Raw genomic sequence first — 23,838 nt, 5'->3', positions numbered from 1 at the left:
ATGCAACAACACGCTGTTCCTCAGTCCATTACCACTTACAAGTTCCGCCTCGTCGGCGACATGACTTTAAAACAATTTCTGGAATTAGCCTTTGGCCTGCTGCTTGCCTGGCTGATTTTTTCTTCCCAGATAAATTTTTTGTTTAAATGGACTCTCGCCCCGTTTTTTGCTTTGTTTGGTTTTGCTCTGGCCTTTGTCCCCTTTGAAGACCGGCCCCTTGATCTGTGGCTGTTAAATTTTTTTACCGCTCTTTTCCGCCCCACCCAATTTATCTACCGCCTCCAAAGCCGGCCCTTAGACATTTTCTCTCCCAATCCTCCGCCTCCGCCGGAACCTAATCTTAAAACCAGCCAACCCGGCGATGTGGCCGAATATCTTAAAACTCTCCCGTCTTCTCCCACCACCGCCTTTGACCTGGCGGAGTCCCGCTATCTGGAGCACGTCACCAGCCTTTTTGGCGCCCTGGGTTTCTCCCCCACCGCTCTCGTTATTGATGATCGGCCTCAACCCTCTGCGCCTTTTAAATCCCCGGTTAAAGGCATCCGTGTCCGTAAATTATTAACTCCGCAAATGTGTCTTTTGCCCCACGCCGTTATTTTTACTGCCCCCCAAGAAACCAAACAGGCTGCTATTCCTTCGGGAACCGTTAAACCCATGCCTATTAAGGCTAAGATTATTACACCCCCTTCGGGCGCCGAAGCCTTGGCGAAGGCACCTAAAGTTGCCGCCCGGCCCTTTGTTAAGCCCGTACTCCCTCGCAACAAAACAGTCAGTGAAGTGGGGCCAACTTTTGCCACCGGCATAGTTTTACCCCATGTACCTGATAAACCCAACCTGATTGCCGGCATTACTTTAGACAAAGCCGGAAAAATTGTGGCCAACGTGATTATTGAAATCCGCGACAAGCAAAATCTCCCTGTTCGCGCTTTTAAATCTAATAAACTCGGCCAGTTTTTTATTGCCACTCCCCTTACTGACGGCGTTTACCAAATTCAGGCCGAACAAGACAACCAAAAGTTCGCTATAATTAAACTCGAAGCTAAAGGCGAAATTATTCCGCCTTTAAAAATTCAGGCCATATGATCTCTGCCCCTAATGTCGGTAGCACCCAAGACCATCTGGATATTGAAGATATCCGGGATAATTTGGTGCTGTTAAAAGATGGCTCCTGTTGTGTCATTCTCCAAACCACCGCCGTTAATTTTTCCCTTTTGTCCGAAACCGAACAGGACGCCACTATCTATGCCTATGCCGGTTTATTAAATTCCCTCACCTTCCCAATTCAGCTAGTGATTAAAAGTCAGAAAAAAGACATTAATGCCTACCTGGTTTTGCTTAACAGCCAAAAACAAAAAATTTCCAACCCGCTTTTGAAAAACCAGCTGGACCAGTATTACGAATTTGTTAAAAAAACCGTCTCGGAAAATGAAGTCCTGGATAAAAAGTTTTATTTAGTGATTCCTTTTTCCAGCCTGGAGTTGGGCCTTTCTTCCGCTCTTGGTTCTGTCTTGCGCTCAAAAAAAGCCAGCCCCACTCTGCCCAAAGACTATATTCTGCAAAAAGCCCGCACCAGCCTTATTCCCAAGCGCGATCACTTAATTTCCCAACTCACCCGCTTGGGGTTAAAAGCCCGCCAACTCACCACCCCGGAATTAATCAAGTTGTTTTATCTAAGCTACAACCCCGATTCCGGCTCAGTCGATTTTCCTGAAAACGCCGGCTACGACGCTCCGATTATTAGCGCCAACGTCAATCCTGAAGTTATTAAGAAGGATGGTGCCAAATGAAACTAAGTTTTGGCAAAAAAAAACCACCTACCCCGCCAACCGTCAGCCCGCAAGATAAATTCTCCCAGGGCATCACTACCGTTAAAGACATTATTGCCCCCGGCGCCCTGGAAGTTGACTTTAATCACCTTAAGATCGCCAACACTTATTTTCGCACCTTGTTTGTTTCCGGATACCCAAGATTTGTTAACGCCAACTGGTTGGCCCCTTTAATTAATTTTGAGCACTCCTTGGATATTTCCATGTACATCTATCCGGTTGAAGGCAAAGATATTATGGACAACTTGCGCCGGAAAATTGGTGAAATGGAGGCTGAAGTTCAGTCGGATGTCGAACGCGGCCGGATTGCCCAAATCGGCACCAAAGTTAAGTTGGAAGACGCCAAAAAACTGGAGGAGCAACTAGCCAAAGGCGCCGAGCGCTTTTTTCAGTTTGGCCTTTATGTCACTGTCTCCGCCAAAACCCTGGATGAATTAAACAAAATCACCCAATCCGTTCAATCCACTCTCGGCTCGTTGTTAATTATTGCCAAGTCCGCCAGCCTGCAAATGGAAGCCGCCTTCCAAACCACCCTCCCTTTGGCCCACGACCGCCTGATGATTACCCGCAACATGGACACGACTTCTTTAGCCACCACCTTTCCTTTTACTTCCTCGGAATTAACCCAAAACCAGGGCGTGCTTTACGGCATTAATGAGCACAACGGTTCCCTAATTATTCTTGACCGGTTTTCTTTGGAAAATGCCAACTCAGTTATTTTTGCCAAGTCCGGTGCCGGCAAATCTTATCTGGTTAAACTCGAGGCTCTGCGCAGCCTGATGTTTGAAACCGAAATTATTATTATCGACCCGGAAAACGAATATCAAAAACTCTGCTCTGCCGTCGGCGGCGAATACATTGATTTTTCTTTTAACTCCAAGGCTAAAATTAATCCCTTTGATTTATCCCAAATTTATGAAGAGGGTCAAAACGAACTCAGCCAAAAAGTTTTATCTCTACACTCGCTTTTTAAAGTCATTATGGGCCAACTTTCCCCCCAGGAAGAAGCCCTTTTGGATCGGGCGATTATTTTAACCTACAAGCAAAAAAACATTACCCCCGACCCCGGCACCCAGAAAAATGAACCACCCCTTTTGGAAGATTTATACAAAGTTTTAATCGGCATGGAAGAGTCAGCCGCTGAAAACCTCGCCGCCCGTTTGGAAAAATTTGTCAAAGGTTCTTTCCGGGGGATTTTTGACCAGCACACTAATATTAATCTACAAAATACTTTCACTGTTTTTTCCCTCAAAGAACTGGAAGACGCCCTCCGCCCGGTCGCCATGTTTATGGTTCTCGATTTCGTCTGGACCAAGATTAAAAAGGACTTAAAAAAACGCTTGTTAATTGTGGACGAGGCCTGGTACATGATGAAATATCCTGACTCGGCCAGCTTTCTGTACTCCATGGCCAAGCGCGCCCGTAAGTATTATTTAGGTTTAACCACCGTTACCCAAGATGTCGAGGACTTCTTGGGTTCCGATTACGGCAAGGCGATTGTTACCAATTCTTCTATTCAAATTTTAATGAAACAGTCTACGGCCTCGATTGAAAAACTTGGCTCTGTTTTTTTTCTTTCCGAGGGCGAAAAGCACCTTTTGCTGGCCGCCGCTGTCGGCCATGGCCTGATTTTTGCCGGCCAAAATCACGTTGCCTTAAAAGTCGTTGCCTCCCCCAATGAACACAGTCTGATTACCTCCAACCCCGCCGAGCTTCTGGAAAAATCTACGCCTGTGCCGCCACCAGTGCCCGCCACATCTCCGGTGTCAACACCATCATCTCCACTTTCAAAAGATAGAATTAAATAGAATGAACAAATTTCTTTGATCCTGATTCCGCCATAAAAAAGTAAGCATAATTTCTTTCATCTAAGGCAGTTGTTAAATTCTCAGTAAATTCATTAAATGTCTTTGCTTTTCCATCCCATTCTCTCTGTGCGCTCTTTATCCCATCATAGGGACTTCCAGCAACAAACACTATATGACCAGAGGTTTCGTCGTAGTCAAAACTTACAAATATTCCTTCGAGTTTACTATAGTCGTATTTTGTTAGTTCAATGGTAATTCCCATTTTTACTTTTTTACCAAGATTTCCAAAAACCCAAGCTTGATAAAGAACATCCCTAGAATGACCGCTTCCATATTGATAATGCTTTTTGGGATAACCATAGCCAGGGTCATATACCTTATCGCGCTTATTTTTACCCCCCTCGGAAATATATAAGTAATATCTCCAATTTTCATCAAGCTGAAGGCCCTCCCTTTGCTCAATCGTATTCCTAGTTTCTGTAATTAATGGAGTAAATACCGCCGGGAGACTTTCATTTAATAATGCGGTTTTTTTTCTTTCAAAAAATTCCCCAACCTCTTTTTCAAAAAGTTCATTTATTCTATCGTCGCGTTCTTTTTGAACATCTTCCTTTTTTGCCAAACGTTGCCTTGCAGCTTCTAATAATGATTCTTTATTAAACATATATTTTAGGCAGTATAAATATTATAGGGTTTTAATCTACGTCTGTCAAATTTGCCCCCGCGCTGCCACTAGTTTTCGCCTCATCTCCGGCGTCAGCACCATCATCTCCACGTCCTCGGGTTTAACTTTTCTCGACCCGCCAAATTTATCCGATACCATTTGTGAATCTAAACAATGAAATTGTTGTACTGCTTGAGGTAAAACATCCAACTTCCAAAACGGCAAACCGGTTTTTCTCCTAAACATTGGCACCAAATGGCTAATTCCCACAATTACTGCCGATTGCGCCGCAGTTAAAACCGCTTGTTGTTCCGGTTTTAGACCATTAAATAATTCTTCATTATCCATTAATCCAAAAAGTCCAATTAAATCCTGTTTTATTTTTTGAACTCTTTCCAATGGCGACATTTTGCTTAATTCTTTTGACTCTCTATTTACATGAATAAAGGCTAAAGAGTCCTGAGGCTTAATTTCCGCCAATTGCTCTCCCTGAGAATTTTTAATCCCATATGGTTCTTGCCCAGAAAATTTCGTTAAATTTATCCCTACCGCCCCAAGACTAATGCCTCTTTTACCTATTTTAGTTTCGCCTTTTACAGCCCCGCTTAGGCCATCCGAAAACTCTAAAGGATGAGACGAGGAAGAACTCATTTCAGAACTATCCTCAGAGTTGCTTTCCCTCCCACTATTAGTGCCATCCAACGACGACCAAGCGATTACGCTACTTGAAAGAAATAAAGAGACAGCCCCCCTTATTGTCGGGTTGGGAATTGCAATTTCGCTCGCCACAGAAGAAGCTTTCCCACTCCGCTCATCCATTAAACCAGGCCATGTCTGACTCATCGCATAAGAACTTGACAATACAATAGACCATCCAATGGGGGCAGAACCAGCTTGATTTAGCAATAACAATCCATATGGGTGACCCGAATCTTTAAGAAAACTAAAAAGATTTGGGTCAGCTAGGGCCTTTCTTGTTTCAAGCGCCAAATGAACCATATTTCCCAATGAACCAATTTCCTGAGCCTTTTGGCTAATTTGCGGGGCAGACTGGAGAATTTCCGGAATACCAGTCATATTTAAAATCCAAAAGCTATTATAGGCCCCAAGTCAAGTTTTTACTACGCCTGAACTCTCACCGGCATAATAATATGCAAAAAGCTGTTGTCGCCTAACGGCTTAAACACTCCCGGATTTAATGGCCCGGAAATTTCTAATTTTAGTTCTTTCGCCCCAATCGCATTCAGCATCTCAATTAAATAGCGGCTGTTAAAAGCAATTTCCCCCGTCTCTCCGGTTTTTTTGCCCGCCACTTCGACTTCATTGCCTCCCACTTGAGGCGTATTGGCTGAAATCAATAGCCCGCCGTCAGTAATTTTAAACTTCACAATATTGGCGCTGTCTTTGGCAAACACCGCCGCCGCCCTCACCGCCTGGGTTAATTCTTCGGTATTTAATTCAATTGTGGTCGTGTGTGTCTGCGGTACAATTTTGTCAAAGTCCGGGAATTCCCCCTCTAACAGCCTCGTTACCACCTCGCCTTCACCAAAAGACAAAATCAGTTGTTTTTCTTCTTCTGTTGCCTCAAAAATTACCTCTTTTACTTCCGTTTCCGCCGCCCCTAAAACCCTGATTAATTCCATTAATGCTCGCGCCGGCACAATCATTTCTTTTTTCTTTTTTATCCCCTTCAGTCCGCTGATTGTTTTAACGCTTAAGCGGTATCCATCTGTTGCCGCTAAACGTAAACCCCCTTCTCCTAATTCCATTTTTACTCCCGTAAACACCGGGCGGCCTTCGTCCGTTGCCGCTGCCACCGCCACCTGATTTATTCCTGTCTCAATTATTTCCCTGTCGATTTTAATCCCTTGCCCGCTGGTTTTTTTGTTTTTTAAACTCGGCACCGCCGGGAATTCTTCCGCGTTAATTCCGTTAATTTCCGCCTTGTATTTCCCACAGCTAATTTTTAACTTATCTGCCTCGGCTATCAACTCCACTGTCCCGGCAGGCAATGAGCTGATTGCTTCGTTTAAAATCCTGGCCGGGATCGTTATTTTCCCTTCTTTTTCTACTTTTCCGCCTAGCCATAGATTTATTCCTGTTTCTAAGTTTGTTGTGGTTAATTTTAGCTTCCCTTGATCAGTTGTTATTAAAATATTTGCCAATACCGGCAATTGTGTTTTTGTGGCTACTGCCCGACTGACTACCCCCACTCCTTTGGCTAAATTCTCCTGCAGTAAAGAAACTTTCATATCTCTCCTTATTACTAATTAGAATTAAAAATAGTAGTAATATTAATAGTCTTTGTTGATAAGTGTATTATAATCGATTTTTCCCCTTATTTCACTGCTAAAAATACCGGTTGACAACCCCGTCTTTTTCGGTGGATTTTTTTGTTGATAAACTGTGGATAAACCTATTGGTTGGTTGATAACCCTCCTTGTTGTCCACTTTGTTTATAAATATTTTTTCTGATGTTGGTAACGTCCAGCCTCAGCTGTTCGTTTGTTCCCAAATCTTTAGCAATCTTCCCCTCTCCGTGAATAATAGTGGTGTGGTCTCTTCCACCCAAAAGCGCCCCTACGGCAGTTTGCGGTAAGAACAACTCCCTTCTTAATAAATACATCGCCACCTGGCGGGCTAAAACCAACGCCCTTAGCCGGCTTTCCCCCCTTAAATCCATCGGTTTTACCTGGTAATAATCAGAAACGGCCCCTAAAATCTGTTTCGGGTTCAGTCTGTTTTTGAGTTGTTTTGCCTCCCCGTTGATCCTGTTTAACAAAGCCATGGCCAACTCTTCAGTTAAGGGCTCTTTTCTTGTCTGTTGTTCGCCGTACAGTCGCATTAATATTCCTTCTAGTCCCCGGACAGACTCGACGTTGGCGGCCACCACCTGGGCCACTCTCATTGGCAGCTCAATTTTTTTCTGCTGGGCCTTGATTAATAAAATCGCTGTTCTTAATTCAAACTCCGGCTTTTGGATATCTACGGTTAATCCCCCCTCAAACCTTGACCTTAGGCGGTCTTCCAGTCCGGAAATCTCTGTTGGCAGGCGGTCAGAGGTTAAAATTATTTGCCCCCCCTCTTTTTGCACGGCATTAAAAGTATGAAAAAATTCTTCCTGGACCTTTTCTTTGCCGGCAATAAACTGGACATCGTCTAAAAACAACATCTTAGCCTTACGGTATTTCTGCCGGAACAAGGCCGTGGTTTTATTCCGGATTGCCTCAATAATTTCGTTGGTAAACTCTTCTCCGGTGCAGTAAACCAAAGAGGTGTCCGGATTTTTTTTCAAAATCTCATGTCCCACCGCCTGCATTAAGTGGGTTTTTCCCACCCCCACCCCCCCGAAAATAAAAATTAAATGGTAAATTTCCCCGGGCTTGTTGGCTGCGGTTTTGGCTGCCGCGTAAGCCACTTCGTTTGAGGAAGAAACCGCAAAGTTTTCAAAAGTAAATCCCAACGTCAATCCGGCTTTTGCCGCTGTCCGCCGGTAGGCCTCGTCCGCCAGTTTCGCTGCATCTACGGAGAACAAGTCATTTGTTTCTCTCTTGACTTTTTTTTCCTCTTTTTGCTCAATATTCAGCTTAATCTCGCACCTTTTTCCCAGATTTTTTTCCGCCATTGCCTGAATTTGGCCTAAATATCTTTCTCCCACCTGGTTTTTATGAAATACCGATGGGCAACCCAATTCCAGGCAAAACCCGTTTTTATTAATTTCTTTTAAACCTAAACAACGAATCGGCCCGATCCAGGTCGCAAAATTTCCCGGAGACAAATTAAGCTCCATCTCTGATAAAATCGCCGTCCACAAAAAACCCTTGTCCATAGTCGTCTGACTAAAGATATAAAGTTATCCACACCCTGTCAACACCAAGATAACCCGAAAGATACAAACCAGATTGCCAAATTCATCAAAATATATTATTCTTAACCTAATGGCTAAGACTAAACGCACCTATCAACCCTCTAAAATCCGCCGGCGTCGGACGCACGGCTTCCGTGAGCGATTAAAAACTTTTTCTGGTCGTAAAGTTCTCAAGCGCCGCCGGCTTAAAGGCCGCCAGAAATTGGCTGTTTAATGTTTTCTCACGCTTATCGCCTACCAGGCCACCGCCTCCCGATTTTACTTAAATCTAAACAAAGCTTTTCTTCTCAATTCTTTACTTTAAAAATTAATTCTCGAAAAAACAACCAACCCTTAATTGGTATTATTGTTCCCGTCAAGGTCAGCCGCCTGGCCGTTGTTCGCAACCGCCACAAACGCCTGGTTCGTGAAGCCATTAGGCCATATTTAACCAAGCTTAAGCCCAACACAGAACTATTATTTTTAGCCAACACCACAATTCTTAACCGGCCGCTTTCTGTCATTCAGGCCGATCTTTTGCAGTTGCTACAATCATGCTCGCTCTTAAATTAATCCGTTTTTACCAATCCGCCAGCTGGCGGACCCGCTCCTGCCGTTTTATTCCTACCTGTTCTCAATATTCCTACGAGGCTATTGCCAAATATGGTATATTAAAAGGTGGCTTTTTGAGCCTTAAAAGAATTATTAAGTGTCACCCCTGGTCAAAGGGTGGTTACGACCCCTTGAATTAAACTATGTGGAACACCTTTTTTTATCATCCTTTAGTTAACGCCTTGATTTTTTTATACGAATTACTGGGCCACAATCTTGGCTTGGCCATTATTGGTTTGACTGTTTTAATCCGGCTGGTCTTAACCCCCCTCACTCTTCCTTCTTTGAAAACCGGCCAAAAAATGAAAGAACTTCAACCCGAGCTGGCGAAACTTAAAGAAAAATATGGCAAAGACAAACAAGTGTTTGCTAAAAAACAACTAGAGCTTTTTCAAAGCCACGGTCTTAACCCAGCCGCCGGCTGCCTGCCCCAAATTATTCAGATTGTCGTTTTAATTGCTCTTTATCAGGCCTTTAATCAGGTTTTGCAAAGTCGGGGAGACCTCGTTACTAATCTTAATAATATTCTTTATCCTGTCTTAAAACTTCCCCTGGATTTTTCTTTAAATTCCCGGTTTTTATATCTTAACCTCACCCAGCCGGACTTATTTTCTATTCCCGCCATTAAAATCCTTGGCCTGACCATTGACAAATTTCCCGGCATTTTCTTAATTGCCGCCGCCGTTGTCCAGTTTCTTTCTTCCAAATTAATGATGCCGGCTGCCAAAAAAAATGCCGTTGTTGCTCAAAAAACCCCCGGACAAGCCGACGACATGGCCACTGCCATGCAGACGCAAATGCTTTATTTGTTTCCGTTAATGACAATTTTTATTGGTTTTAAATTTCCTTCAGGGTTGGTGCTTTATTGGTTGGTTTTCTCTCTTATTATGCTGGTTCAGCAACTAACCTTAAATTATGGAAAAAAGCACTGAAAAAAATATTGCCAAACTAACCAAACAACTTTTAAGTCAGTTGGGGGTTGAACCAACCAAAATTACCATTTCTTCTCCTGAGCCGGACAGCTACTTACTAGACTTAGAGTTGGCTGATCAGGAAATGGGTATGCTGATTGGCTATCACGGCGACACCATCAGCGCTCTACAGCTAATGTTAAATCTGTTGTTGTATCGGCAAAAAGGCGAGTGGTGCAAGTTGGTGGTGAACATCGGGGACTATCGCCAAAAACGCGAAGAAACCTTGATTAAGCTGGCCCAAGACACTGCCCAACGGGTTAAGTTTTCCGGTCAGCCCATGGCTTTATTTAATTTAAATCCTTTTGAGCGGCACACGATTCACGCCTTTTTAAGCACCGATCCTAAGGTGGCCACTGAATCCGAAGGCGAAGGCCGCAATCGCCACTTAATTGTTAAACCTGCTTCGGCCGCCGTAGCTTCAGCGAAGGAGGCCCCTTCTAGCGAAGTGGGGCCCAAACAAGAATGACTCTCAATATTTATACCGACGGGGGCAGTCGGGGCAATCCTGGCCCGGCAGCCGTAGGCTTTGTCATTAAAAACGCTTCTGGAACAATTATTCACTCTTTTGGTAAAACTATCGGAATTGCCACCAACAATTTGGCTGAATACCAAGCCGTTATTGTCGCCCTGGAGTGGCTTTCTGAAAAATCAGAATTCGTTAATCATCAATCAGAAATCGTTTTTCACCTCGACTCGCAACTTGTGGTTAACCAACTGAACGGTTTATGGAAAATTAAAGACACCCAGTTGCGTCAAAAAATTATTTTTCTCCGCGAGCTGGAAGCTAAAGTTGGCGGTTCAATTAAATACGCCCACATTCCCCGCGAAAAAAACACCGCCGCCGACCGCCTAGTCAACCTTGCCCTCGACCACCTAATCTAGACCCTTTTTCTCCTTGTTTAGTTTTTTAAAACTAACTTTTTTGACTCAAGAAGATTTCATGTAAAAGAGTGCTAACGAAAAAATATTTAGTTAACAGACTAATCACTAAAAACAAATTTAGCCTGTAAAGCAGTCCTAGAAAAAAGTACTAACCGAATAGGTTAAAACGATTCTCCGCAAATAGCACCTTGTTCTTGGGGCAATTATCCGCTAACATGAAAGAAAGAAGTTTTATCCTGCCTATGCCTAAACAAAAACTTCAGTCAGTTCCTCATCTTCCCTCGGCCTTAGTTGCCGGTGCCGCTGGTTTTATCGGTTCCCAACTTTGCGAAACTTTATTAGCCCAAAACTGTCGGGTCTATGCTGTTGATAACTGGATTAGTGGTAAAAAGGCCAATCTTAAAAATCTTTTTCATCAACCCAACTTTATTTTTTTAGAACAAGATTTAGACAAACCGTTTTCTGCCACCATTCCCAAAGTGGATTATATTTTTCATTTGGCAGGGTTTGAAGCCTATGTCTCCGGTCGTGACCTCAGTCTGGAAACTCTTTTAGTTAACTCGCTTGGTACGCGGGAGCTGCTGGAAATTGCTAAAAAACAATCCAGTAAATTTTTACTTGTTTCTAATGCCGATCTTTTTTCCGGCTTTCTTTCTTCAACCGACTTAGCTCATTATTTTGGATCTAACCAAACCAATGAAGAAATTTATTCTCATCACGAAGCCAAACGGTTTTCCGAGGCCCTTGTTTTTGAATATCTTAATCGTTACCAGCTTGATGCTCGGATTGTCCGTCTGGGCTTTGCTTACGGACCGGGGATGAACTTAACTGCTGACGGTGAAATTAACCGCCTGCTTTTGGCCGTTAAGCAAGCCGGCCCATTAAAAATTTTTGGCCAGGGCCTTCAATCGCTTTACCCGACCTACATCACTGATATTGTTTACGGCCTGACCAAGGCCATGTTTTCTCAAAGCTCTCAGGCTAGAATTTTTACTTTAATTAATCCCCAAAAAACCACCGTTTTAAATTTAACTTACAAATTAAAACAAGTCTTGCCCGATAAAAACCTGTCGATTGAATTTGTTCCGGCCCACCAAGAGGAAACTGACGTCAATTTATCGCCGGAAATTTTGGAGTCTCAGGAAGAACTTGGTTGGACGCCTAAAGTCAGTTTTGACCAAGGCATTTTAGCTACCATTAAATGGTTGGAAGGCGGTCAAGCCTTTCAGGCGGAAAAACAAAAATCCTCCGAAGAAACAATTTCCCCTGAGCCGCTTTATACTCCCGAAGAGTTGGGGATTAAGCCCGCTCCGCCCCCCACTAAAACTAAGCCTGTCAAACCGCCTTTTAAATTTCCTAAAATTACTTTCCCCAAAATTAACTTTAATTTTTTTCGTCCTAAGAAAGCCATCAAATTGTCTTTACGGCCTCATCCGATTCATCTTTCTCGCCGCCATAAATATTTATTATTATTTATTGTTCTCCTTGTGTTGTATTTTTTTGCCCCGCCAACTCTTTTGCTTATTTCCGGAACGAGGGCCGCCTCCAGCTTGAAACAAATTGCCGCCCTGCCAGACTTCAGTCAGGTAAACCAAATGACTAAATTAAGTCTCCGGGCCCAAAAAAACTTTGACGCCAGCCGCAGTTATCTAAGCCATTCCCGGTTGCTGGCTTCAATTATTGGCGGCCCAAAATTAATCTCCAACCTTGACGGCCTATTGTTTATCGGCAGCAAACTTAGTCAGGGGGCCGTTCATTTAGCCAAAACCGGCGAAGCCGGGACGATTTTAGCGCAAATCATTTTTCAACATCAGGATGGCAACATCAGCCAAGCCCTTAAAGACATTCAGCTCAATCTTGATCAGGCATATACGGAATTTTCCTTTGTTGAATCAGAGCTACAGTCAGGCAGAGAATCAGCCTCAGCCTTATTAACCCCGCTGACGCTTAAACTTCAAACCTTAACTACCAGCCTGCCATCTATTCGCGATCAAATTAATCAGGGACGGACACTTTTACCTTTAATTCCGGGTTTTATTGCCCAGGATTCTAAAAAAGTTTATCTTTTGCTTTTTCAAAACTCCAGCGAATTGCGGCCCACCGGCGGCTTTATTGGCTCTTACGGGTTATTAACTTTTGAAAAAGGCAAACTTTTGGACTTTGTGGTTGAAGATATTTACAGTGCCGATGGCCAGTTAAAGGGGTATGTTCAACCGCCCCAGCCGATTGCTAAATTTTTAGGCCAAAACACCTGGTATTTCCGTGATTCTAACTGGGATCCGGATTTTCCGATTTCTGCCCAAAGAGCCGAATGGTTTTTAGGTAAAACCACTAATCGTAACGTTGACGGCGTTATTGCCGTCAATCTTCCGGCAGTCAAAGAAATGCTTCGGGCCACTGGTCCGATTACCCTCCCTGACTACAACGAAGAGGTGACTGCTGACAATCTTTTTGAGCGGGCCGAATATCACTCGGAAATTGATTTTTTCCCCGGCTCGACTCAGAAAAAAGACTTTTTAGGCGCCCTGGCCCGGGAAATTTTTACTCGCATGAAAAATTCTTCTCCCCAAGATTTGCTTAAATTTAGCCAGGCATTTGAAAACTCTTTGGCCCAAAAGCAATTATTAATTTATCTTCACGATGCTGATAGCCAAAAGCTGTTGCTGCAAGAAAATTGGTCCGGCGCGCTTTATTCTCCTCAGCTAAATTTAGCCACAAAATTGCCGGTGACCAGCGACTACTCCTACTTAGTCGAGGCAAACTTAGGCATTAATAAGGCCAATTATTTTCTTAAACGGTTAATCCGGCAGGAATTAACTATTTTAAAAACCAAAGAAATATTAGCCGTCACCAGTATTGATTATCAAAATCAAAGTCCGGCCGATGCTTGGCCTGGTGGAATTTACCGCAGCTACTTGCGGGAATACTTGCCTCAGGGGACAGTCCTCATCTCCGTTAAAATGGGCGATAATAAATTAAATCTGAAAGACGTTGACCAGGAAACAATTAATGATAAATTTGTTATTGGCTTTCCGGTTACCGTGCCGGTTAAAAACTCTTTAAAAGTGGAAATAACTTATCGTTTAACCCAACCGCTTAATTTAACTAATCGTCAGGGCCGGCTCGCTCTCGTTATCCCGAAACAGCCGGGGATTATTGATGATCAGCTGGAAGCCATCATTAACTACCCCAGCTTTTTGTCAGTTACGAGCATTAATCCGGTCGGGCAAATTTCTCCCCAGGTGGTTACTTTTAAATCCGACATGAGCCTGGACCGCATTTTTACCGTCGACTTTACCGAGAGGTAAAAAATGGGAAAGGTGACTCCTTTACGAATGTGAAGGCGTCACCTTAATGGAATTTTTGTATTTATTATGTTATTATCCTCGTTATGCCAAACAATCTGAAATTAAAAGCTGAACCAAGAAAAATTTCCGGCCGTAAGGTTAAACAACTCCGCCGCCAGGGGATTATTCCCGCCAATATTTATGGTAAAGATGTTAAATCTTTATCCATTCAAATTCCTGCCAAAGAATTTAAGGCGGTTTTCGCCAAAGCCGGAGAAACCGCCATTTTAGACCTGGAAATAATCAAAGAAGCAAAGCCACGCCCGGTCTTAATTCATTCAGTTCAACAACATCCGGTTACTGACGAAATTTTACACGCGGACTTTCACCAGGTTGACCTGACCAAGAAAGTTGTTGTCGCCATTCCGGTTGAGGTTAGCGGCATTGCCCCGGCCACCACCAAGGGCGGCGTTCTCATTCAGCTAATTCATGAGACAGAAGTTGAAGCCCTACCCCGGGACTTACCGGAAAAATTCATGATTGACGTTTCTAAATTGGCAGAAATCGGCCAGGGGATTAGTTTGAAAGATATTAAGGTCGATACCGCCAAAGTTAAAATAATGTCCGAGAACTTAGATGAGTTGGTAGTTAAGATTGAAGAGCCGACCAAAGAAGAAGTCGTTGCCGCGCCAGTTGTCGAAGCCGCTGTTCCGGCTGAAGGTGAAGCCAAACCCGCTTCGGGCGCCGAAGCCTTGGCGAAGGAGCCTAAGCCTGGTGTCAAACCTGAGCCTAAAAAAGAAGCTGCCAAGCCTGAAACTAAGTCCGAGCCTAAAGCTGAGAAGAAATAACCTCTCCGATTTTTTGCACTTCTAAATTATTTGGATCTAGATAATTTGCCCGATTCCAGTACTCTTTTGCTTTTTCCGTCTCCAAAATCTGGTAATTTAATAGCGCTAATTTTAATAAAACATCCCGGTATTCCGGTTTTTTTTCTAGCTCTTTTTCCAATGAAACAATTTCCTGCTGAATTACAGTTTTTTGTTTTTGGCTGGCCTGGAACGCTCTTTTCTCCTGCCAATATTGATAGTTGCCGATCATTCCGACAATTAACAAAACCACCAACAAATAAACAATTTTTATTTTTTTCAACAGGGGATCCGCCAGCTGGCGGATCGGTTTTACCGGCCGGTAAACACTTTTGCCTAGAGTTATTAAATATTTTAAAAGGAGACTCCTTTGCGAATGCGAAGGTGTCTCCTTATTGGAATTTATTTTGGCCATCTTGAATTTATTAACAACTTTTCTTTATTTCCCGGCAATTGTTGCCAAACCGCTTCGGTCACAAACGGCACAAACGGGTGGAGGAGTTTTAAATTTGTTTGCAGAACCTCAATCATTAATTTTTTCCCGATTAGCCCTTTTTTTGCCAACTCAATATAACGGTCGCAATAAGTATGCCAAAACCAATCATAAATCCACTCTGCGGCCTGTCCAGGTTTTAACTTGTTTAATCTACCAGTAACAGTTTTAATATTTATTTTTAAATTTTCTTTCAATTCTTTTTCGTATTTCGATTGTCCTTTTTGCTCAGGCATATTAAGCACATATCTTGTTGCATTCCAGATCTTATTTGTTAAATTTCGCATTCCCCGGATTTTTCCTTCACCTACGGTGCTATCTTGTCCGGCTGTCGTGCTCATCACTAAAGCCATTCTTAAGGCATCGGCTCCGTATTTTTCTACCACATCCAGCGGATTCATCGCATTCCCTTTACTTTTACTCATCTTTTGTCCTTTTTCATCTCTTACCAAGCCATGTAAATAAACTTGTTTAAATGGCACTTTTTCGGTTAAATGCAAACCCATCATTAACATTCGCATTACCCAAATCGGCAAAATATCATAACCTGTCTCCATTAAGCTGGTTGGATAGAAACGTTCAAAATCATTCTTGTCAGGACTTGCCCTAAGTGTAAGGAAGGGCCATTGAGAAGAGGAAAACCAGGTGTCAAAAGTGTCAGTTTCCGCTTCGAATTCAGTCGCCCCACACTTGGGACACTTTTTTGGCCTTGTTTGACTAACCACAAAACACTGACCCGGATCATTAGTCTTTTTATTACAGTACCAAACTGGAATAGTAATACCCCAAACAATTTGTCGGGAGATATTCCAGTCGTCTAAAATAGCCAACCAGTGACGAAGAATTTTTTCCCTGCCTGATCCATAAATTTTTACCTCACCCTTATTCAAGGAAGCCAAGACTTTTTTGGTTAAAGGCTTAACTTTAATGAAAAACTGGGCCATGGGCAATGGTTCAATTGTTCGGCCGCAGCGGTAACACACAGCCAGAGCATGCTGATAATTTTCATCAATTTTTACCATCAATCCTTTTTGTTTTAGATCTTCAACAATCACTTTTCTAACCTCATTAATTTTCATCCCTTGATACTTGCCGGCTAAAGCATTTAGCTTGCCATTAAAGTCGATTACTTGTTTTGGTTGAGGAATTTCGTTTTTATGTCTTTGCCACACCTCATAATCATTAAAATCATGGGCTGGCGTAATTTTTACTACTCCTGTGCCAAACTTCATGTCGACATAATTATCACTAATTACTTTTAATTTAAATTTTCCCGCTAGTCCCTCGACCTCAATTTGTTTACCAATCCATTTTTGATAACGCTTGTCTTTTGGGTTAACTGCTACCGCCGTATCCCCAAATTTAGTTTCCGGTCTGGTTGTTGCCAAAGTAAATGGGCCGTATTTTAAGTAATAAAGTGGTTCAGTTCTCTCGATGTGATTTATTTCTAAATTAGAAAAACCTGTTCCGCATCCGGTACAATAATTAACGAGCCTCAAGCCTCTGTAAACCAACCCGTCTTTATATAATTTAATAAATGCGTCCAATGCCTGATCGACAATATCTTTATCTAAAGTAAATTTTAGCTTGGTCCAATCAGCGCTTGCCCCCAATTTTTTCATTTGATCAATTGCTGTAGTTTTATTTTTCTGCACGTAATCCCAAATCATTTGGTATAAAGTTTCCCGGTCAAAATCAAAGCGGCTTTTGCCTTCTTTTTTCAGTTTCTTTTCAAACACATATTGAGTTTCAATTCCGGCATGATCGGTTCCCGGCAGCCACAAAGTTGCTTCACCCAACATCCGATGATAACGGATAAAAATATCTTCAATTGTCACGAACATTGCGTGGCCTACGTGTAACGGATCATTCGCATTCGGCGGTGGCATAATAATCGTGTACGGCTTACCCTTCGCTGTCGGTTTAAACGCGCCTGACTTTTCCCACATCTGGTAAATTTTTGCCTCAAACTCTTTCGGCTGATACTGTTTATCCATAAATTCTATTTTACCATTATAATTATCTTATGCTTATTTTAGGTGTTGATCCCGGTACAGCCAGAATCGGTTGGGGAGTCGTGTCCGAAAAAAACAACGACTGTCAGGTAGGCGATTACGGCTGTTTGGAAACCAGCCTTAAATTGTCCGAATCTCAACGGCTCTTAAAATTATTTGCCGGCTTTACCAAAATACTAAGTAAAATTAAACCCGCTGCCGTGGCCGTCGAAAGCCTGTTTTTCTTTAAAAATCAAACTACGGTCATTAAGGTAGCGCAGGCTAGGGGGGTTATCTTGCTTGCGGCAGAAAAGCTTAATATGCCAATCTTTTCTTACACTCCTCTGCAGGTAAAAATGGCTGTCACCGGTTATGGCCGCGCCGAAAAAACTCAGGTCCAGCAAATGGTTAAATCAATTTTAAAATTAAATACTATTCCTCAACCCGATGACGTCGCCGATGCTCTGGCGATTGCTCTCACCCACGCCTTTAGTAATAAGTTGGGAAATAAGATAAAATAAGTTAATGATCGCCAAACTTACCGGCAAAGCGGAAATTTTAGACAGCGAATCGATTATTCTTGACGTTAACGGTGTTGGTTATAAAGTTTTTGTCATTCAAAAACTTCTTGAATCACTCCGCGCTCCGTACTCCGAACCCCGCACTTTATTTATCTACACCCATGTTCGTGATGATGCTCTGGATCTTTATGGTTTTGCCACCAAAGACGAACTTCAATTATTTAAATTAATTATTTCTGTTTCCGGTGTCGGCCCCAAAACTGGCATTCATATTATGGACAAAGGTGTCAACGCCATTACTCAGGCGGTTAATCAGGCCGACGTTGATTTTTTTACCACTGTGCCTCGCCTGGGCCGCAAAAATAGCCAAAAAATTATTATTGAATTAAAATCCAAGCTCGGTAGCTTAAAAGAGCTGGACTTAACCAGCGATACCAGCGTCACTAAAGACGTGGTTAATGCTTTAACCAGCCTGGGCTTTTCCCGGCAAGAAGCCCGCGAAGCCTTGAATCAGGTTAGCGACCAACCCACCTTAGAGGCGAAGATTTCTCAAGCCATTAAATTATTAGGCAAAAAATAATTATGGATAAACAAGATTTATTTCCCAATCTCCGGGTCGACTCCTGGGATACTTTTGTTGGCCAGGGGAAAATTAAAAAAGCTTTACGGGTGGCTTTATCTGCCGCCAAAAAAAGAAAAGAGCCGGTTGAGCATATCTTGCTTTACGGCCCGCCCGGTTTGGGCAAAACCTCCCTGGCTCACTTAATTGCTAAAGAATTAAATGTTAATATTCGTGCTTCTTCCGGGCCGGCTTTGGAGCGGGCCGGGGACTTGGCCTCAATTTTAACCAACTTAAACCAAGGTGACATTTTCTTTATTGACGAAGTCCATCGTTTACCCAAAATCGTTGAAGAAACGCTTTATCCGGCGATGGAGGATTATCACTTGGATATTATCGTCGGCCAGGGTCCGTCCGCCCGAACTTTAAAACTGGATTTACCCAAGTTTACCCTTATCGGCGCCACCACCCGGATCGGTTTAATTGCCGCTCCCTTGCGTGACCGCTTTGGTATTGTTCACCGCTTAACTTTTTATGAGCCCGAAGACTTAATGCAGGTGCTTAAAAACGCCAGTCACAAACTCAAAATTAATCTCGATTCGGCCGCAGCCGAGAGTTTAGCCCGCCGGGCCAGAGGTACCCCTCGGATTGCTTTAAAACTTTTAAAGCGTTGTCGTGACCTCGCCCAAATTCAAGGCGAATCGGGGATTACCAAAGCGGTTTTAGATGAATCTTTGGCGCTTTTGGAAGTTGATGAAATGGGCTTGGATGCCAACGACCGTCGGCTTTTAAGGGCTTTAATTGATAAATATCAAGGCGGTCCGGTTGGCCTGGAAACTTTAGCCGCGATTATTAGTGAAGATAAAGAAACCATCGAAGAGGTAATAGAGCCCTATTTAATGCAGATTGGATTTTTAAAGCGTTCCCCCCGCGGCCGTTTTGCCACCCCCAAAGCCTATTCCCATTTTGGCAAAAACCCACCGGCCAGTCTAGAACAGCAAAAGCTAATTTAAATTTTTGTCCCTCTTAAATACACTGCCTGCCAGGGTTGGTAAACAGAATAAAAAGTTTTTTGGCGCAAGGTTTCGCCATTTCTTGCCACTTTCCAGTCAAACGCCGCTTTCGCTCCCCAGGCGGCAAAGTCCACTTGTTTTACTTGCCCGGCCGGTAACGTCGGGTCATCTTGATAAAGCGGTTGCGGCGGCGGCGTTTGGTCCCACAATCTGATGTTGCTGATGGTGACTGTCCGGCCGTCATTGGTGCCGTACAGTTCCATTTTTAAATACAGTTTCTCCGTATCCGTCGTGGTTTGAATTAAAACATACGCCCCGGTATCATTGGTAAATTTAAAGTCCGGCGATGGAGCGAAAACAGTGGCGTCAAATCCCGGAGCGGAGTTATTTTCATAATAACCAACCCGGTAAGCATGGGCCCGGCGCTCGACAATCTCCAGTCCAGCATTCAAAACCGCCCTGAAGAGGGTAGTTGAGTCCTGACAAACTCCGCCGCCATCGCCCAGCACTGTCCGGCCTTCTTTAATAATGTAAGCCGCTTCGTAACCGGTCGCCGCGGAAATATCACCCACGGTTTGGTTAAAAGAAAAAGTTTCTCCCGGCGCGACTAAAACCCCGTTTAATTTGGCAGCGGTCAAAGCGATATTGTGGATGCGGCCGGGAATCGAATGATAAAAATACGATTCACCCTTGCCGATTAATTCTTTAATCCCCAGGTCATTAGCTTGTTCTGTTTTGATTTTCGGCTCCTCTGTCTCGACCGCCACCTCTACCGGCTGCCAAGTGTTTAAACTATCAATAATTCGTTTCCGTGTTTCTGCTTCGTTAACTTTCAGTCCGGGTAGCGCTGGCTTAAACTCTGTCACCCGGTTGTTGGCAAACTGAAACATCGCGTTTTGTGCCTCACGGTTTATATCCTGCCCCAAACTATTAATTATCTCTGTTATTTTTTCTTCATCCCAGTCGTTATGCCAGCTGATTAAATTAATTAGCTCTTGTCCCTTGATCTCTCTGGAAAAGTCGGCATATTTTAAGGTTAAGGTTTTATCTTTTATTGCCTCTGCTTTTATTTGCGCTTGGCTTAATTCTTCTCCGGAAACATCGATTGTAATTAACTTGATCGGGATGGCCACGTTATTAAAATTTAACCGCCCGATTTGATTTAAAATTGTTTGTTCCAAAATATCTTTTTCCACCAAGCGGCCATTCTTGCCCGGGACTAAACTAATTTTTCCATCGTTGTTTAAGGTTAATGCCGGCATTATTGGTTTTTCTTCCACGGCTTGGGTGACCACGTCGATTAATTCTTGTAACTTTTGTTCGTCAACTGAATAATTCATGGTTAAGTTTTTCGGCTTAAACCACTGTTGCCATTTTACTGTCGAATCTTTAACAATTCCTTGACCCCTACCTCTTAAAAACGCTTCTTCTGCTGTGGCCTTTGGATCATATTTAATTTGCGTCTCCGCCAAATTTATCGGCCATTCCTGGTTGCCAAAAGTTAACTTAATCACGGGTATTTTTGAAGGGGAAAAACTGGCCAGTCTTTTTTCTGCCTGGTCCAAAGTTAAGTTAGAAATATTTACTAAGCCGACTGAGACGTAAGGGTAAATTTTATTCAGGTAAGCCAAATGATATAAAGAAATAATGCCGCTTAAACCAATTAATATTCCCGCCCAGACATAAACTAATTTGCTTCTCATAATCGCTCTTGTTAAGATGATAACATAATGTCTAGCGACGTTGTTGAACCACCCTTTCCGATCTCAACCGCCGAAGCTCCTGGCGAAGGAGGTTCGTTAACCGCCCCGGCCTTGCCCGTCGAAACCTCTGGCGAAGGAGTGCCGTCCACCCCGCCACCAGGCGAGCCGGCCGCCCCTAATCAGGTTTCCGAGCCGTTTTTCAAGCACATTTTCCCGTTATTAATCGGTGCTGCCCTCTTATTTTTACTCTTTCTTTTAGTCACCAAGGTGATTTTGCCAAAATTTCAAAAACCCAAAGTTCCGGAGACAATTACCTTGCAATATTGGGGTCTCTGGGAGCCGGAAAATTTAATGGCCTCCATTATCAGCGACTATCAATCCACTCACCCCAACGTCACCATTCAGTACCTGCTTCAATCGTCTCAGGACTACCGCGAACGGTTGCAGTCCAGCCTGGCTAAAGGCGGCGGCCCGGATATTTTCCGCTGGCACAATACTTGGCTGCCGATGTTTAAAACTGACTTGTCCCCGATCCCGGACACCATTTATTCTCCTAATGAATTTGACACGACTTTTTACCCGGTGGTTAAAAAAGACGTTTTCTTTAACGGACATTACTACGGCGTCCCTTTAATGTTTGATGCTTTGGCCTTATATGTTAATGAAGATATTTTTAGTCAGGATTCCTCTTTAAAGGTGCCGGCCACCTGGGATAACTTGCGCCAAACCGCTTTTAATTTAACCACTAGAGATGCCCGGGGGATTCCCACCCGGGCCGGCGTCGCCTTAGGCGCTGCCAGCAACGTGGATAATTTTTCCGATATTTTAGGCCTGATGATTTTGCAAAACGGCGGCAATCCCGGTAAGGCCGATACAGAAGCCGTCACCTCTGCCTTAAAATTTTATACCCTTTTTGTCACCCAGGATCGTTCTTGGAGTGACGCCTTGCCCAACTCTACCCTGGCTTTTGCTACGGGTAAGGTGGCCATGATAATTGCCCCGTCCTGGCGCGCCCTGGAAATTAAACAGACCAATCCCAAATTAAATTTTAAACTTTATCCTGTTCCTCAACTGCCCGGCACTAATGTTAATTGGGCCACCTATTGGCTTGAAGGAGTTTCCAAAAAATCCGCTAATCAGGCTGCCGCCTGGGATTTTGTTAAATATTTAAGCTCCCGTGAGGCATTAATTAAACTCTATAACTCTGCTTCTCAATCTAGGCTTTTCGGTGAACCCTATCCTCGTCAGGACATGGCCAGCCAGCTTCAAGCCGACCCGTATTTGGGGGCAATTGTTGCTACTGGCTTAACCGCCCAATCTTGGCCGATGGCTGCTAACACTTCTGATAACGGTTTGGACACTAAACTGATTAAATATTATGAAGACGCCATTAATGGTTATCTTAAAAACCAGTCCGAAACCGATATTACCAAAAACTTATCTCAAGGAGTTTCCCAGGTGTTGTCGCAATATGGCGTGGCTAACTAATCGGGGAATTTTAGCCCCCGTTGCCTATGCCGATATTTTTGACTATCCCTTAACCAGAGAAGAAGTCATTAAATTTTCCCCCATTAAAGGAGACTCCTTTGCGAATGCGAAGGTGTCTCCTTATTGGACAACTTCTTCCTATTTTCATCTTCCCGGTCGGCAAAAACTGGTGAGTTTAAGAAAAAAACGTTGGCACTTTAGTCAATTAAAGTGGCAGAAACTTAAGCAAATTAAGTGGCTTTTTTCCCTGATTCCCTGGATAAAATTAGTTGGTGTTACCGGCGCTTTAAGCATGAATAATAGCATTGAAAATGACGACATTGATTTATTAATTATTACTAGTAAAAACCGTCTTTGGTTAGCTCGTTTATTATTAACTGCTTTATTATTTTTTCGTCTTCGCCGCGGCCACAAAATTAACAACCGTTTTTGTCTCAATCTTTTTTTGGACGAATCCGCTTTAATCTTAGCCCAACAAAACCTATATACCGCCCATGAGCTTTGCCAATTAAAACCGCTGTATAATCGTGACCAAGCCTATCAAAATTTTTTAACAGCCAACTCATGGTACAAACAATACTTACCCAACTTTTTCCAAGGCCCCTCCTTTCCTCAAGGTCCGACCTTAAAAGACAAATCTGAAAAAAGGTCGGACCTTATTGGATTATTAATGGATTTTTTTGAATCTTTAGCTTTTAAATTTCAATACTTTTACATGAAGCGAAAAATTACCCACGAAAAAATCGGCCGTCACTTTGCTTTTTTTCATCCCCGGCCGACCGGAGAGATTGTTTTAAAAAAATATCATAAGGCTACAAAAATAATTCTCGTTACCGGCGTTTTCGACATCTTACACATTGAGCATAAAAAACTGCTTTTGGCCGCAAAAAACCAAGGCGGTATTTTATTAGTTGGCGTCGAAGCCGACCAGCGTGTTCGCCAGCTTAAAGGTCCCGGCCGGCCAATTAATAAATTAGAAGTAAGAATAAAAAATTTACAAAAATTAAAGCTTAGCGATGAAGTTTTTCCTCTTCCGGAAAAATTCGATTCTGACGAAGACCATAGCGCTTTAATTAATCAAATTAAGCCGGATATTTTGGCTGTTTCTAGTAGCACTCCAAACCTTGCCGTCAAGCGCCGGACTATGCAGTGCTCCGGCGGCCGCGTCGTCATCGTCCTGCCTCACAACCCCCAAATCTCCACCACCAAAATAATAAAATCTCAATAATATTGGAAACTGCCCTTGACAAGAAATCTTTACGCCCTTAAAATAGCACTTGTTATAATAGAGTGATAATCCG

At 43.2% G+C, this 23,838-nt stretch carries 23 protein-coding genes; 16 read left to right on the top strand and 7 right to left on the bottom strand.

The window, feature by feature from the left end:
* From NTZ93_04175 to NTZ93_04165, 3 genes are read left to right on the top strand one after another with little or no spacing between them, the layout of a single operon-like run.
* The gene (locus NTZ93_04175; protein ID MCX6817038.1) at positions 1–1,083 is read left to right on the top strand and encodes a PrgI family protein; all 1,083 of its coding nucleotides are present in this window, start codon (positions 1–3) and stop codon (positions 1,081–1,083) included.
* Complete coding sequence (locus NTZ93_04170) at positions 1,080–1,787, top strand: hypothetical protein (GenBank protein MCX6817037.1); 708 nt, start codon at positions 1,080–1,082, stop codon at positions 1,785–1,787. Before NTZ93_04175 ends, NTZ93_04170 begins: the two co-directional genes overlap by 4 nt.
* Positions 1,784–3,634 carry an ATP-binding protein gene (locus NTZ93_04165; GenBank protein ID MCX6817036.1) on the top strand — a complete coding sequence of 617 codons (1,851 nt, stop codon included), beginning with the start codon at positions 1,784–1,786 and terminating at the stop codon, positions 3,632–3,634. The genes NTZ93_04170 and NTZ93_04165 overlap by 4 nt, the downstream gene beginning before the upstream one ends.
* Here NTZ93_04165 and NTZ93_04160 read toward each other — a convergent pair.
* The 4 genes from NTZ93_04160 to dnaA all read right to left on the bottom strand — a co-directional run bounded on the left by NTZ93_04160 (position 3,627) and on the right by dnaA (position 8,127).
* Positions 3,627–4,298: a hypothetical protein gene (locus tag NTZ93_04160; protein MCX6817035.1), complete on the bottom strand. Its 672-nt coding sequence runs from the start codon at positions 4,296–4,298 to the stop codon at positions 3,627–3,629. The two genes, NTZ93_04165 and NTZ93_04160, sit on opposite strands and share 8 nt — an antisense overlap.
* A 45-nt stretch (positions 4,299–4,343) precedes the next feature.
* Complete coding sequence (locus NTZ93_04155; GenBank protein ID MCX6817034.1) at positions 4,344–5,375, bottom strand: hypothetical protein; 1,032 nt, start codon at positions 5,373–5,375, stop codon at positions 4,344–4,346.
* A gap of 44 nt (positions 5,376–5,419) precedes the next feature.
* A complete protein-coding gene (dnaN, locus tag NTZ93_04150) occupies positions 5,420–6,550 on the bottom strand; it encodes a DNA polymerase III subunit beta (GenBank protein MCX6817033.1) in 1,131 nt (376 codons plus the stop codon).
* Positions 6,551–6,714: 164 nt separating this feature from the next.
* The gene (gene dnaA, locus NTZ93_04145; GenBank protein ID MCX6817032.1) at positions 6,715–8,127 is read right to left on the bottom strand and encodes a chromosomal replication initiator protein DnaA; all 1,413 of its coding nucleotides are present in this window, start codon (positions 8,125–8,127) and stop codon (positions 6,715–6,717) included.
* 109 nt (positions 8,128–8,236) lie between these two features.
* On the opposite strand from dnaA, the gene rpmH reads away from it, so the two are divergent.
* The 8 genes from rpmH (at position 8,237) to NTZ93_04105 (ending at position 14,748) form a co-directional block, all read left to right on the top strand.
* Positions 8,237–8,380 carry a 50S ribosomal protein L34 gene (rpmH, locus tag NTZ93_04140; protein MCX6817031.1) on the top strand — a complete coding sequence of 48 codons (144 nt, stop codon included), beginning with the start codon at positions 8,237–8,239 and terminating at the stop codon, positions 8,378–8,380.
* Entirely contained in the window at positions 8,380–8,718 is a 339-nt protein-coding gene (rnpA, locus tag NTZ93_04135; GenBank protein ID MCX6817030.1) for a ribonuclease P protein component, read from the top strand. Before rpmH ends, rnpA begins: the two co-directional genes overlap by 1 nt.
* Positions 8,700–8,897, top strand: a complete 198-nt coding sequence (gene yidD, locus NTZ93_04130) for a membrane protein insertion efficiency factor YidD (protein ID MCX6817029.1) — start codon at positions 8,700–8,702, stop codon at positions 8,895–8,897. Before rnpA ends, yidD begins: the two co-directional genes overlap by 19 nt.
* Before the next feature lie 3 nt (positions 8,898–8,900).
* Positions 8,901–9,689, top strand: a complete 789-nt coding sequence (locus NTZ93_04125; GenBank protein ID MCX6817028.1) for a YidC/Oxa1 family membrane protein insertase — start codon at positions 8,901–8,903, stop codon at positions 9,687–9,689.
* A complete protein-coding gene (locus NTZ93_04120) occupies positions 9,673–10,197 on the top strand; it encodes a KH domain-containing protein (GenBank protein ID MCX6817027.1) in 525 nt (174 codons plus the stop codon). Before NTZ93_04125 ends, NTZ93_04120 begins: the two co-directional genes overlap by 17 nt.
* Entirely contained in the window at positions 10,194–10,613 is a 420-nt protein-coding gene (locus NTZ93_04115; GenBank protein ID MCX6817026.1) for a ribonuclease HI family protein, read from the top strand. Before NTZ93_04120 ends, NTZ93_04115 begins: the two co-directional genes overlap by 4 nt.
* Positions 10,614–10,855: 242 nt before the next feature.
* Entirely contained in the window at positions 10,856–13,921 is a 3,066-nt protein-coding gene (locus NTZ93_04110) for a DUF4012 domain-containing protein (GenBank protein MCX6817025.1), read from the top strand.
* An 83-nt stretch (positions 13,922–14,004) separates the two neighbouring features.
* The gene (locus NTZ93_04105) at positions 14,005–14,748 is read left to right on the top strand and encodes a 50S ribosomal protein L25 (protein ID MCX6817024.1); all 744 of its coding nucleotides are present in this window, start codon (positions 14,005–14,007) and stop codon (positions 14,746–14,748) included.
* Here the strand turns inward: NTZ93_04105 and NTZ93_04100 are convergent.
* Positions 14,729–15,181, bottom strand: a complete 453-nt coding sequence (locus tag NTZ93_04100) for a hypothetical protein (GenBank protein ID MCX6817023.1) — start codon at positions 15,179–15,181, stop codon at positions 14,729–14,731. The genes NTZ93_04105 and NTZ93_04100 overlap by 20 nt on opposite strands.
* Positions 15,169–17,256 (bottom strand): valine--tRNA ligase, encoded by a 2,088-nt coding sequence (locus NTZ93_04095; GenBank protein MCX6817022.1) that lies wholly within the window; start codon positions 17,254–17,256, stop codon positions 15,169–15,171. Before NTZ93_04095 ends, NTZ93_04100 begins: the two co-directional genes overlap by 13 nt.
* Before the next feature lie 29 nt (positions 17,257–17,285).
* On the opposite strand from NTZ93_04095, the gene ruvC reads away from it, so the two are divergent.
* From ruvC to ruvB, 3 genes are read left to right on the top strand one after another with little or no spacing between them, the layout of a single operon-like run.
* Positions 17,286–17,774: a crossover junction endodeoxyribonuclease RuvC gene (gene ruvC / locus NTZ93_04090; protein MCX6817021.1), complete on the top strand. Its 489-nt coding sequence runs from the start codon at positions 17,286–17,288 to the stop codon at positions 17,772–17,774.
* Between the two features lie 4 nt (positions 17,775–17,778).
* Entirely contained in the window at positions 17,779–18,354 is a 576-nt protein-coding gene (ruvA, locus tag NTZ93_04085; GenBank protein ID MCX6817020.1) for a Holliday junction branch migration protein RuvA, read from the top strand.
* A gap of 2 nt (positions 18,355–18,356) precedes the next feature.
* On the top strand, positions 18,357–19,346 hold the full coding sequence (gene ruvB, locus NTZ93_04080) for a Holliday junction branch migration DNA helicase RuvB (GenBank protein MCX6817019.1): 990 nt from the start codon (positions 18,357–18,359) through the stop codon (positions 19,344–19,346).
* Here the strand turns inward: ruvB and NTZ93_04075 are convergent.
* Positions 19,343–21,049: a VanW family protein gene (locus NTZ93_04075; protein ID MCX6817018.1), complete on the bottom strand. Its 1,707-nt coding sequence runs from the start codon at positions 21,047–21,049 to the stop codon at positions 19,343–19,345. The two genes, ruvB and NTZ93_04075, sit on opposite strands and share 4 nt — an antisense overlap.
* A gap of 27 nt (positions 21,050–21,076) precedes the next feature.
* Here NTZ93_04075 and NTZ93_04070 point away from each other — a divergent pair, with 27 nt between their 5' ends.
* Together NTZ93_04070 and NTZ93_04065 are read left to right on the top strand one after the other, a co-directional pair.
* On the top strand, positions 21,077–22,537 hold the full coding sequence (locus NTZ93_04070) for an extracellular solute-binding protein (protein ID MCX6817017.1): 1,461 nt from the start codon (positions 21,077–21,079) through the stop codon (positions 22,535–22,537).
* A complete protein-coding gene (locus NTZ93_04065; protein ID MCX6817016.1) occupies positions 22,521–23,765 on the top strand; it encodes an adenylyltransferase/cytidyltransferase family protein in 1,245 nt (414 codons plus the stop codon). The genes NTZ93_04070 and NTZ93_04065 overlap by 17 nt, the downstream gene beginning before the upstream one ends.
* The last annotated feature ends 73 nt before the right edge of the window (positions 23,766–23,838 follow it).

It is taken from the genome of Candidatus Beckwithbacteria bacterium (assembly GCA_026397255.1).
Taxonomy (GTDB): domain Bacteria; phylum Patescibacteriota; class Microgenomatia; order UBA1400; family CG1-02-47-37; genus JAPLVF01.
Note: the sequence above shows the minus strand (reverse complement) of the source record. Positions and strands in the feature narration are given on the sequence as shown.